This is a genomic window from Pseudomonas sp. MT3, from assembly GCF_054720805.1.
In genome coordinates, this window is record NZ_JBTVPY010000010.1 from 192196 (window position 1) to 203131 (window position 10936).

The window sequence follows — 10936 nt, forward strand, 5'->3', positions numbered from 1 at the left end:
CCGCCCACAACTCCACCGCCAACCGCACAAGGACTCCAGCGCCCTCATGGACGAACACAGTACCTACTACGCCCTCGCTGGCATCGGCCTCGCAGCCCTCTTCAGCCAATGGCTGGCCTGGCGCCTGCGCCTGCCGGCGATCCTGTTCCTGCTGTTGAGCGGCATCCTGCTGGGTCCCGTCCTGCACCTTCTGACACCGGAGCAACTGTTCGGCCCGCTGCTGTTCCCGCTGGTGTCGCTGGCGGTCGCGCTGGTGCTGTTCGAAGGCAGCCTGACCCTGCACCTGGACGAGTGGAAGGAAATCGGCACGGTCGTCCGCCGCCTGGTCACCGTCGGCGCGCTCGTCACCTGGGGTGTGATCGCCGTGGCGACCCACTACCTGCTGGACTTCACCTGGGAGATGGCCCTGCTGTTCGGCACCCTCACCCTGGTTACCGGCCCCACGGTGATCGTGCCGATGCTGCGGGTGGTGCGCCCCAACGCGACCATCGCCAATATCCTGCGCTGGGAAGGCATCGTCATCGATCCGGTCGGCGCCCTGCTGGCCGTGGTGGTGTACACCTTCATCGCCGCCAGCAGCGACGGGCAGGGCTGGACGAACAGCCTGCTGACCTTCTTCAGCGTGGCCGGCTGCGGCATCGCCTTCGGCCTGGCCGGCGGCCAGGCCCTGGGCGTCGCCCTGCGCCGTCACTGGCTGCCCGACTACCTGCACAACCTGGCATCGCTGTCGGTGGTGCTGGGTGTGTTCGTGCTGTCGAACAGCGTGATGTCGGAGTCCGGGCTGCTCGCCGTGACCGTGATGGGCCTGCGCCTGGCGAACATGCCGAGCGTCGACGTGCGCCCCATCCTGCACTTCAAGGAAAACCTCAGCGTGCTGCTGATTTCCGGGCTCTTCGTGCTGCTCGCCGCGCGTCTGGACCTGGCGGCACTGCTCGGCCTCGGTCCGGTGGCGTTGCTGGTGCTGGCGCTGATCCAGTTCGTCGCCCGACCGCTGAGCGTGATGATTTCCACCGCCGGCTCCGCGCTGAACTGGCGCGAACGTGCCTTGCTGAGCTGGATAGCCCCGCGCGGCATCGTCGCCGCGGCGGTCTCGGCGATCTTCGCGATTCGCCTGCACGAGGCAGGCCACGCCCAGGCCGGGGTGCTGGTGCCCCTCACCTTCCTGGTGATCATCGGCACCGTGATCCTGCAGAGCGCCACCGCCCGTCCGCTGGCGCGGCTGCTGAAAGTCGCCGAACCGGTGCCTACCGGCTTCCTGATCATCGGTGCCAACCCCGTGGCGCGAGCCATCGGCGCCGGCCTGCAGAACGTCGGGGTGAAGGTACTGCTCACCGACTCCAGTTGGGAAAATACCCGCGCGGCGCGCATGGAAAACCTGCCGACCTACTTCGGTAACCCCGCCTCGCAACACGCCGAGGCGCACCTGGACCTGATCGGCCTGGGACACCTGCTGGCACTGTCGCCCAACGCCGAGCTGAATGCGCTGATGTGCATGAGCTTCCGCCACGAGTTCAGCCCCTGGCAGCGCTTCATCCTGCCCAGCAGCCAGGACAGCCGCCGCAGCGAGAAGCACCGCATCAGCGACCGCCACCGCGGGCACCCGCTGGGGCAGACGTCCGTCACCTACCCGCAACTGGCGGGCTTGATCGCACGGGGCGCGGAAGTCCGCTCGACGCTGCTCAGCGACAACTTCGGCTGGGCGGAATACCAGGCCCAGCACGGCGGCCGCGCGTTGCTGCTGTTCGCCCGCGACCCGAACGGCCGCCTGCAGATCGCCAGCCCCGACCGGCCGCTGACGCCGGGCACCGGCTGGACACTGATCGCACTGATCGAAGAGGCCCCGGAAAACACCGCGAGTACAAACGAAACGGCACACACGGCAACAACCTGACAACTGGCCACGTCAGCCTATCTTTAGGTGGGTGACAGAATCAGTCCGACAGACAATGATTGCATCACGCCATCATTGCACAAATGAAGCCTGCCGCCATGCCCAGTCAACAGAACTCCCGTCTCGGCCAGATCCTGATCAGCAAGGGTCTGATCACCCTCCAGCAGTTGGAACATGCCATCCAGCTCCAGCTCGGCAACGGGCTGCGCCTGGGCGAAACCCTGATCCAGCAGGGCTGGATCAGCGAGCGCCAACTCGGGCGGGCGCTGAAGAAACAGAACAACCTGCGCCTCGCCGCCACCCTTGTCGCGGCGTTGCTCAGTCCGTTTCAACTGGCCAGCGCGGATGTGCAGCGCCAGGCACCGGCCAGCATCACCCGTCATGAAACGCTCAAAGGCCTGAAGCCGCTCAGTGACCGCGAGATGAGCAACGTCAGCGCCCAGGGCTTCGACGACACCCTGCAGAGCCTGCTGGTCAGCGCGGAAAGCGGCGACGGCGTGGGCACCGTCAAGCAGCTCGCGCGGCTGGTACTGCCGGTGGTGGACAGCCTGGACGCCGAGACCTCCCTGCGTGACGTGCAATACGACACCGAGCACGCCTCCTCGACCTTCAATGCCGACGGCTCGATCAATGTGCGCCTGCCCAGCTCCATCGGCGAGGTGCGCTTCGACAACATCCGCGTCGCCGGGGCACCGAAGACCCAGAACATGGGCAGCCTGAGCCTGCAGAACATCGACCTGTCCCAGGCCTCGCTGAAGATCAGCCTGCGCCGCTGAACCTTTTTTGCAGGAGCGAACAACTCAGCCGGCCGCATCGATGTCAGGCCGTTCGCGAGCAAGCTCGCTCCTACAAGTTGCGCAACGCCAGAAGGCGCCCAAGGGCGCCTTCTGGCGTTTCAGGCCTCGAAGCCGGGCAAGACCGGCACCGGGCGCTTCTCGTCATCAATGGCGACGAAGCTGAACAGCCCGTGGATGGCCTTTTCACGGCCATCGGCGGACATGCTCTCGACGAACACCTCCACCTCGACCTTGAGGCTGGTGTTGCCGACCTTCACTACCCGGCCGATCAGCTCGACGATGGAGCCGGCGGGGATCGGATGCTTGAAGTCGATGCGGTCGGTGGAAACGGTCACCAGCGGCAGGCGGCAGAAGCGCGTCGCGGCGATAAACGAGACTTCGTCCATCCAGGCCAGCGCGGTGCCGCCGAACAGGGTGTTGTGGTGATTGGTGGTGGGCGGGAAGATCGCCTTGGTTACGCGGGTTTCCGCCAAAGTCGTGCGACGGAGGATTTCTTGCTCTCGGGGGCTCATGCCACTGCTACCTGATGCAATGAGGGTGGCTGCCGGTGTTGCGGGTGTTGTGCTTCTAATGCGCTGACGAAGGCAGATGGGACAAATCGTGGGCAAGAAAAAAGCAGCCCGTAGGCTGCTTTTTTCTTCGAAAGAACCGGTCTTAGACCAGCTTTTCCTTGATGCGCGCTGCCTTGCCGGACAGTTCGCGAAGGTAGTACAGCTTGGCCTTGCGCACGTCGCCGCGACGCTTGACGGAAACGCTGTCTACCAGCGGGCTGTAGGTCTGGAAGGTACGCTCAACACCTACGCCGTTGGAGATCTTGCGAACGGTGAAGGCACTGTTCAGGCCGCGGTTACGCTTGCCGATGACAACGCCTTCGAAGGCCTGCAGACGCTGACGGTCGCCTTCCTTCACTTTAACCTGGACGATTACGGTGTCGCCGGGGGCGAACGCCGGAATCTCTTTGCTCATCTGTTCAGCTTCGATCTGCTGAATGATCTTGTTGGTCATTTCGTGCTCCTAAGACAAGCGCTCGGCGCTCGCCATCGATACGTTAACTATCGTTCCGCTGGCGGATGTATTCCTCCAGCAGCTTCTTCTCTTCTCCAGAAAGCGAGCGGCAATCCAGAAGATCGGCACGTCGTTCCCAGGTCCTGCCTAAGGACTGCTGCAAACGCCAGCGCCGGATGTGTTCGTGGTTGCCGCTGAGCAGCACCTCAGGAACACGTTTGTCTGCGTACACCTCGGGTCGGGTGTAGTGCGGACAGTCGAGCAGGCCATCCGTGAAGGAGTCCTCCTCGGCGGAGTCCACGTGGCCCAATGCACCGGGCAACAACCGCGTGACCGCGTCAATCAGCACCATCGCCGGAAGCTCACCCCCGGACAACACGTAATCGCCAACCGACCATTCCTCATCGACATGCTCTTCAATGAAGCGCTCGTCGATGCCTTCGTAACGCCCGGCGATCAGGATCAATCGTTCCTCGTTCGCCAGTTCCTTCACGGCCGCTTGCGTCAGCTTGCGACCTTGCGGCGAGAGGTAGATCACCTTCGCCGGTCCGCCTGCAGCTTGCCGGGCATCGCCCAGTGCGCCTTCGAGCGGCTTGATTTTCATCACCATGCCGGGACCACCGCCGAAAGGCCTGTCGTCCACCGTCTGGTGACGGTCCTCGGTGTTGCTTCGCGGGTTGAAGCACTGAAGCCGGATCAGCTCCTGCTTGACCGCGCGACTCGTGATGCCATAGTCGCTGATGGCGCGAAACATCTCCGGAAAGATGCTGATGACTCCTATCCACATCGGCTGAGGGCTCTCATCCACATGGATTAGAAATCCGCGTCCCAGTCCACCCGCATCTCGCCGGCTTCCAGGTCTACCGATTGCACGCACTGATCCGTATACGGGAGCAGGCGTTCACGGTCGTCCAGGCTGCCTGCGCAGGGCTTGACTACCATCACATCGTTGGCGCCGGTCTCCAGCATGTGGTCGAGAATCCCGAACAGTTGCCCGTTCTGGTCGATCACCTTGAGACCTTCCAACTGGCTCCAGTAGAACTCGCCATCGTCCAGCACCGGCAGCTCGCTGCGCGGGACCAGGATTTCGAATTCAGCGAAGGTGCGGGCGATCTCGCGATCATCCAGTCCCTTCAGCTTCGCGACCAGGACATTGCCCTGCACGCGACCTTGAACCAGCTCAGCCTGTCGAACCTCGTTGCCACGCTTGAGCATCCAGCGACGATAGTCCAGCAGGTTGTCCAACGGATCGGTAAAGGAATACACCTTCACCTCACCACGAATACCGTGCACCGATACGATCTTGCCGAGAACAACCATCTCCTCGGCGGGAGCAGTATTCGTGTTCATCGATCTCAGGCAGCCTTGGCGGCTTCCTTGATCAGCTGAGCAACACGCTCAGACGGTTGAGCGCCTTGGCTCAGCCAGTAGTTCAGACGCTCCTGGTTGATCGAGACCTTGACCTCGGCACCAGTTGCAACGGGGTTGAAGAAGCCGACGCGCTCGACGAAACGGCCGTCACGAGCGTTGCGGCTGTTGGTCACGGTCAGGTGGTAGAACGGGCGCTTCTTGGAGCCGCCACGAGCCAGACGAATGGTTACCATGCGTACGTTGTTCCTATGGTTTGCTTGCAAAAAAGAAATGCAGCCCTCGGGCACATAGCCCGAAAGGCCGCATATTCTATGAGCTAAAGCCCCGCGCCGCAAGCCGCAGCGCGTCCGGCCCGCCGGGCGGCGAGCCGTCCGGGGTCACATCTTCGGCATGCCGCCGGGGAACATGCCGCCCATGCCGCGCATCATCTTGGCCATGCCGCCCTTGGCGGTGACCTTCTTCATCATCTTCTGCATCTGCTTGTGCTGTTTGATGAGGCGACCGACGTCCTGCACCTGGGTGCCGGACCCCATCGCGATGCGTCGCTTGCGCGAACCGCTGATCACTTCCGGATCACGGCGCTCGGCGGGGGTCATGGAGTTGATGATCGCCTCCATCTGCTTGAACTGCTTCTCCGCCGCGTTCTGCGCGTTACCCATCTGCGACAGGTTGACGCCGCCGAGCATCGGCAGCTTGTCCATCAGGCTGCCCAGGCCGCCCATGTTCTTCATCTGCTGCAACTGGTCGCGGAAGTCTTCCAGGTCGAAGCCCTTGCCCTTCTTGATCTTCTTCGCGAGCTTCTCGGCCTTCTCGCGGTCCATGTTCTGCTCGGCCTGCTCGATCAGGCTGAGCACGTCGCCCATGCCGAGGATACGCGAGGCCACGCGGTCAGGGTGGAACGGGTCGAGCGCTTCGCTCTTCTCGCCCATGCCGAGGAACTTGATCGGCTTGCCGGTTATGGCGCGCACGGACAGCGCGGCACCGCCACGGGCGTCGCCGTCGACCTTGGTCAGCACCACACCGGTCAGCGGCAGCGCGTCGTTGAAGGCCTTGGCGGTGTTGGCGGCGTCCTGGCCGGTCATGGCGTCGACCACGAACAGGGTTTCCACCGGCTTGATCGCCGCGTGGACCTGCTTGATCTCGTCCATCATGTCGGCGTCGATGTGCAGACGGCCGGCAGTGTCGACGATCACCACGTCGATGAACTTCAGCTTGGCTTCGCGGATCGCCGCTTCGGCGATGGCCACCGGCTTCTGGCTGGTGTCGGACGGGAAGAAGGTCACGTCCAGGTCGTTGGCCAGGGTTTCCAGCTGCTTGATCGCCGCCGGACGATAGACGTCGGCGGACACCAGCAGCACGGACTTCTTCTTGCGCTCTTTAAGGAAGCGCGCCAGCTTGCCGGCGGTGGTGGTCTTGCCCGCGCCCTGCAGGCCGGCCATCAGGATGACCGCCGGCGGGGCTGCTGCGAGGTCGAGGTCCTCGTTGGCCGCGCCCATCAGCTCGACCAGTTCGGCCTGGACGATCTTCACGAAGGCCTGGCCCGGAGTCAGGCTCTTGGAAACCTCGGTGCCGACCGCGCGATCCTTGATCTTGGCGACGAAGTCCTTGACCACCGGCAGGGCCACGTCGGCCTCCAGCAGGGCCATCCGCACTTCGCGGAGCGTGTCCTTGATGTTGTCCTCGGTCAGCTTGGCCTTGCCGGTAACGTGGCGCAGCGTTTGCGAGAGGCGATCTGTAAGGTTTTCGAACATGCGCGTTCCTAATCAGACCCGCTCGGGTCAGGGTTTGGCTTGTCAGCAAGCCGGCGATTATAGCGAAGTGCGGCCAACGCCAACACCGCCGATGATCCCTCTGTGACGGACCGCGCCCGCCCTAGAAGCGAACTGTTCTCAGCGGCTTTCTAGACCCGCCCGTTCTGTGCCACACTCACGGCCTTTCGGGTCCCCCTTCCAAGGACTGTTCCAAGGACTTATGCAACCTCTGCTGCCCAGCCTGATCGCCGCCGTCCTTTATATCGGCACCACCGTCTACCAGAGCGTGAGCCTGGCCCGCCGCACCCCACCGCAGAGACCGCTGCTCCTCCTGCTGGGCCTGGTCGCCCTGCTCTGCCAGGCCTATAGCCTGAGCCAGGAACTGCTGACGCCCGGCGGCCTGGTGCTGGACTTCTTCAACGCCGCCAGCCTGATTTCCGCCGCGGTCACCGCACTGACGCTGCTGGCCTGCCTGCGCATCCCGGTAGAGAACCTGCTGATCCTCCTCTATCCGCTCGGTGCCCTGACTACCCTGCTGGCCGTGCTGATGCCCCACGGCACCATCGAGCCGATCAACGAGCAACCGGGCATCCTCGCGCACATCCTGCTGTCGATCCTGGCCTACGGCCTGCTGACCATCGCCGTGGTCCAGGCGCTGCTGCTACTGGTGCAGGATCACCAGCTCAAGCACAAGCACCCGTCGGGCCTGATCCGCAACTTCCCGCCGCTGCAGACCATGGAAAGCCTGCTGTTCGGCTTCCTCTGGGGCGGCTGGTCGCTGCTCTCGCTGTCGCTGATCTCCGGCTGGCTGTTCGTCGACAACCTGTTCGCCCAGCACCTGGCACACAAGACCATCCTGTCCTGCTTCGCCTGGGTGGTGTTCGCGGTGCTGCTGTGGGGCCGCCACCAGCTCGGCTGGCGCGGGCACAAGGCGATCCGCTGGACCCTGGCGGGCTTCTGCCTGTTGATGCTGGCCTATTTCGGCAGCAAGCTGGTCAAGGAATTCATCCTGCACATCTGACGCTGGCGGCGGTGCCGCACCGCCGCGAAACGCCGAAGGAAACCGACGCATGGGCGACATCCACCCCGGCTATCTGATCGGCCTGCTGGTCTTCCTGCTGCTGTGTTCCGCGTTCTTCTCCAGCGTCGAGACCGGCGTCCTCAGTCTCGACCGCTACCGCCTGCGCCACCTGTCCAAGCAGGGCAATCGCGGCGCGCGGCGCACCAGTTGGCTGCTGCTGCGCACCGACCGGCTGCTGGGCACCATCCTGATCGGCAACAACTTCGTCAACGTCGTCGCCTCCGCCCTGGCCACCCTGCTGGCCCTGCGCCTGTGGGGCGAGGCCGCCGTCGCGCCGACCACCATCGTCCTGACCCTGGTGCTGCTGATCTTCGGCGAGATCACCCCCAAGACCTACGCCACGCTGCGCCCCGAGCGCGTCGCCTTCCCCGCCAGCCTGCCACTGCTGTGGCTGCAGAAGCTGTTCAGCCCGTTGCTGTGGCTGATGACCGGGGTGAGCAACCTGCTGCTGCGCGCCTGCGGCCTCGACCCGACCCAGCGCGCCAGCAGGCCACTGAGCAGCGATGAGCTCAAGAGCGTGGTCAGCGAATCCAGCGAGAAACTCACCGCCAACCGCCAGGACATGCTGCTGAGCATCCTCGACCTGGAAAAGATCACGGTGAACGACCTGATGATCCCGCGCAACGAAGTGCAGGGCATCGACCTGGACGACGAGCTGGAAACCATCATCGGCCAACTGCGCAACACCACGCACACCCGCCTGCCGGTGTTCCGCAACGACATCAACCAGGTCGAAGGCATCGTCCACATGCGGCAGATCGCACGGCTGCTGACGCACAACCAGTTGACCAAGGAAAGCCTCGAGGCCGCCTGCCTGGAGCCCTACTTCGTGCCCGAGAGCACGCCGCTGTCGACCCAGCTGATCAACTTCCAGAAGCAGAAGCGGCGCATCGGCATCGTCGTCGACGAGTACGGCGAGGTGATCGGCATCATCACCCTGGAAGACATCCTCGAAGAGATCGTCGGCGAGTTCAGCAACCAGGACGCCCTGCGCAACCCCGATATCCATCCGCAGGCCGACGGCACCTATGTGATCGACGGCTCGGCCAACCTGCGCGACCTCAACCGCTCCCTGGGCTGGCAACTACCCAGCGACGGCCCCAAGACCCTCAACGGCCTGGTCACCGAAGCCCTCGAGCAGATCCCCGACTGCGCGGTGTGCCTGAAGATCGGTCGCTACCGCCTGGAGATCCTCCAGTCCGGCGAAAACCGCGTGAAGAGCGTGCGCGTCTGGCAACCCGGCATTGCTACGCCACCCGCGCCGCATCGCGACGAGCTTGCCTGAGCGGCCCCGCCCGCCCCTATAATCCGGACGGCTTACCCAGCCTCCCGCCAGCCACCGTCGCTATCCGCGCCGTGCCGCTGGCCAGTCACCCGCACGCCCGCCGAGCCTCGACCCCGCGTCGTTGCCTTGCGAAGCAGCCGGCCTCGCCCCGACCCGCCGCGAGCCGCGCCTCCCCCGCCCCGACCCCGGGCCGCGCTTTGCGTCTCGCGCCACGGCGATGCCTCCTATGACGCCGGACACGACCGTAGAGTCGTCTGCCAGCCATGACTGCCAGGGATAGACCCGCATGACCAGCACCACCCTCGACACCGCACAGCCGGCCGAACAGACCAACTCCACCACCCGCGTCGCGGTGGCCAGCTTCATCGGCACCGCCATCGAGTTCTACGACTTCTACGTCTACGCCACCGCCGCCGCGCTGGTGATCGGCCCGGTGTTCTTCCCGCAGACCTCCGGCGCCGCCCAGGCGCTGAGCGCCTTCATCACCTTCGGTATCGCCTTCCTCGCTCGCCCGCTGGGCTCGGCGCTGTTCGGCCACTTCGGCGACCGCATCGGACGCAAATCGACCCTGGTGGCCTCGCTGCTGCTGATGGGCGTCTCCACCACCCTGATCGGCCTGCTGCCCGGCTACGACAGCATCGGCGCCTGGGCGCCGATCCTCCTCTGCGTGCTGCGCTTCGGCCAGGGCCTGGGGCTGGGCGGCGAATGGGGCGGCGCCGCGCTGCTGGCCACGGAGAACGCGCCCAAGGGCCGCCGCGCCTGGTTCGGCATGTTCCCGCAGATGGGCCCGTCGATCGGCTTTCTCGCCGCCAACGGCCTGTTCCTCTGCCTGGCCATGCTGCTCAGCGAGGAACAGTTCCGCGCCTGGGGCTGGCGCATTCCGTTCATTCTAAGCGCCGTGCTGGTGATCGTCGGCCTCTATGTGCGCCTGAAACTGGTGGAAACCCCGGTGTTCGCCAAGGCCATGATGCGCCACGAGCGCTCCAGCCTGCCGATCGCCGAGCTGTTCGCCAAACACTGGCGGCCGACCCTGCTCGGCGCCCTGGCAATGGTGGTGTGCTACGCGCTGTTCTATATCTCCACGGTGTTCTCGCTGAGCTACGGCGTGAGCAGCCTGGGTTACAGCCGCGAACAGTTCCTCGGCCTGCTGTGCATCGCGGTGCTGTTCATGGCCGCCGCCACGCCGGTTTCCGCATGGCTGAGCGACCGCTTCGGGCGCAAACCTGTGCTGATCGTCGGCTGCATCGCCGCCATCGCCTCGGGCTTCACCATGCAGCCACTGCTGAGCGCCGGCTCGTCGGTGGAGGTGGCGGTCTTCCTCTCACTGGAGCTGTTCCTGATGGGCGTGACCTTCGCCCCGATGGGTGCGCTGCTGCCGGAGCTCTTCCCCACTCACGTGCGCTACACCGGTGCTTCGGCGGCGTACAACCTGGGCGGCATTCTCGGTGCGTCGGTCGCGCCGTACATCGCGCAGAAGCTGGTGGGCATGGGCGGGTTGAGCTGGGTCGGCGGTTATGTCTCGGTCGCGGCAGCGCTCAGCCTGCTGGCCGTGCTGTGCCTGCGCGAGACCCGCGAAGCTGATCTGAACCACATCCGCTGACGCTTTTCTGTAGGACTGAGGGGAACGCCTAGACATCCCCTCTACCGAGCTTCCGCCCCTGTAGGAGCGAGCTTGCTCGCGAAGCTTCTCCCGCCCGGGTCGCCGCACCTGTTCGCGAGCAAGCTCGCTTGTATGGCGTAGGGTAGGAGCCTGTC

General features: G+C 64.7%; 11 protein-coding genes. 5 read left to right on the forward strand and 6 right to left on the reverse strand.

Translation table 11 applies throughout. The annotated features are described in order from the left end of the window. Positions 1–46: 46 nt before the first annotated feature. Together ACYCAX_RS12860 and ACYCAX_RS12865 are read left to right on the forward strand one after the other, a co-directional pair. Positions 47–1891 carry a cation:proton antiporter gene (locus ACYCAX_RS12860; RefSeq protein ID WP_015478449.1) on the forward strand — a complete coding sequence of 615 codons (1845 nt, stop codon included), beginning with the start codon at positions 47–49 and terminating at the stop codon, positions 1889–1891. Between the two features lie 98 nt (positions 1892–1989). After that, positions 1990–2667, forward strand: a complete 678-nt coding sequence (locus ACYCAX_RS12865) for a hypothetical protein (RefSeq protein WP_294977809.1) — start codon at positions 1990–1992, stop codon at positions 2665–2667. Positions 2668–2786: 119 nt separating this feature from the next. Here ACYCAX_RS12865 and ACYCAX_RS12870 read toward each other — a convergent pair whose 3' ends face one another. The 6 genes from ACYCAX_RS12870 to ffh all read right to left on the reverse strand — a co-directional run bounded on the left by ACYCAX_RS12870 (position 2787) and on the right by ffh (position 6815). Further along, a complete protein-coding gene (locus ACYCAX_RS12870) occupies positions 2787–3200 on the reverse strand; it encodes an acyl-CoA thioesterase (protein WP_460248167.1) in 414 nt (137 codons plus the stop codon). Between the two features lie 142 nt (positions 3201–3342). Next, positions 3343–3693, reverse strand: coding sequence for a 50S ribosomal protein L19 (rplS, locus tag ACYCAX_RS12875; protein WP_015478452.1), 351 nt, complete (start codon positions 3691–3693; stop codon positions 3343–3345). 43 nt (positions 3694–3736) lie between these two features. Continuing rightward, positions 3737–4480 (reverse strand): tRNA (guanosine(37)-N1)-methyltransferase TrmD, encoded by a 744-nt coding sequence (gene trmD, locus ACYCAX_RS12880; RefSeq protein ID WP_015478453.1) that lies wholly within the window; start codon positions 4478–4480, stop codon positions 3737–3739. A 26-nt stretch (positions 4481–4506) separates the two neighbouring features. Then, positions 4507–5043, reverse strand: a complete 537-nt coding sequence (gene rimM, locus ACYCAX_RS12885) for a ribosome maturation factor RimM (protein ID WP_015478454.1) — start codon at positions 5041–5043, stop codon at positions 4507–4509. A 5-nt stretch (positions 5044–5048) separates the two neighbouring features. Continuing rightward, on the reverse strand, positions 5049–5297 hold the full coding sequence (rpsP, locus tag ACYCAX_RS12890; RefSeq protein ID WP_015478455.1) for a 30S ribosomal protein S16: 249 nt from the start codon (positions 5295–5297) through the stop codon (positions 5049–5051). 144 nt (positions 5298–5441) lie between these two features. Next, positions 5442–6815 (reverse strand): signal recognition particle protein, encoded by a 1374-nt coding sequence (gene ffh / locus ACYCAX_RS12895; RefSeq protein WP_015478456.1) that lies wholly within the window; start codon positions 6813–6815, stop codon positions 5442–5444. Positions 6816–7035: 220 nt separating this feature from the next. Between ffh and ACYCAX_RS12900 the strand changes: the two genes are divergently transcribed. From ACYCAX_RS12900 to ACYCAX_RS12910, 3 genes are all read left to right on the forward strand, one after another. Next, positions 7036–7836 carry a cytochrome C assembly family protein gene (locus tag ACYCAX_RS12900; protein ID WP_015478457.1) on the forward strand — a complete coding sequence of 267 codons (801 nt, stop codon included), beginning with the start codon at positions 7036–7038 and terminating at the stop codon, positions 7834–7836. A gap of 49 nt (positions 7837–7885) precedes the next feature. Beyond that, a complete protein-coding gene (locus ACYCAX_RS12905) occupies positions 7886–9181 on the forward strand; it encodes an HlyC/CorC family transporter (RefSeq protein ID WP_460248168.1) in 1296 nt (431 codons plus the stop codon). 286 nt (positions 9182–9467) lie between these two features. Then, a complete protein-coding gene (locus tag ACYCAX_RS12910) occupies positions 9468–10781 on the forward strand; it encodes an MFS transporter (protein ID WP_294977804.1) in 1314 nt (437 codons plus the stop codon). Positions 10782–10936: the final 155 nt, after the last annotated feature.

Excerpts from the sequence above, each read along its gene's own strand:
- ACYCAX_RS12860 (WP_015478449.1), top strand. The coding sequence starts at position 47 with ATGGACGAACACAGTACCTACTACGCCCTCGCTGGCATCGGCCTCGCA.
- ACYCAX_RS12865 (WP_294977809.1), top strand. The coding sequence starts at position 1,990 with ATGCCCAGTCAACAGAACTCCCGTCTCGGCCAGATCCTGATCAGCAAG.
- ACYCAX_RS12870 (WP_460248167.1), bottom strand. The coding sequence starts at position 3,200 with ATGAGCCCCCGAGAGCAAGAAATCCTCCGTCGCACGACTTTGGCGGAA.
- rplS (WP_015478452.1), bottom strand. The coding sequence starts at position 3,693 with ATGACCAACAAGATCATTCAGCAGATCGAAGCTGAACAGATGAGCAAA.
- trmD (WP_015478453.1), bottom strand. The coding sequence starts at position 4,480 with ATGTGGATAGGAGTCATCAGCATCTTTCCGGAGATGTTTCGCGCCATC.
- rimM (WP_015478454.1), bottom strand. The coding sequence starts at position 5,043 with ATGAACACGAATACTGCTCCCGCCGAGGAGATGGTTGTTCTCGGCAAG.
- rpsP (WP_015478455.1), bottom strand. The coding sequence starts at position 5,297 with ATGGTAACCATTCGTCTGGCTCGTGGCGGCTCCAAGAAGCGCCCGTTC.
- ffh (WP_015478456.1), bottom strand. The coding sequence starts at position 6,815 with ATGTTCGAAAACCTTACAGATCGCCTCTCGCAAACGCTGCGCCACGTT.
- ACYCAX_RS12900 (WP_015478457.1), top strand. The coding sequence starts at position 7,036 with ATGCAACCTCTGCTGCCCAGCCTGATCGCCGCCGTCCTTTATATCGGC.
- ACYCAX_RS12905 (WP_460248168.1), top strand. The coding sequence starts at position 7,886 with ATGGGCGACATCCACCCCGGCTATCTGATCGGCCTGCTGGTCTTCCTG.
- ACYCAX_RS12910 (WP_294977804.1), top strand. The coding sequence starts at position 9,468 with ATGACCAGCACCACCCTCGACACCGCACAGCCGGCCGAACAGACCAAC.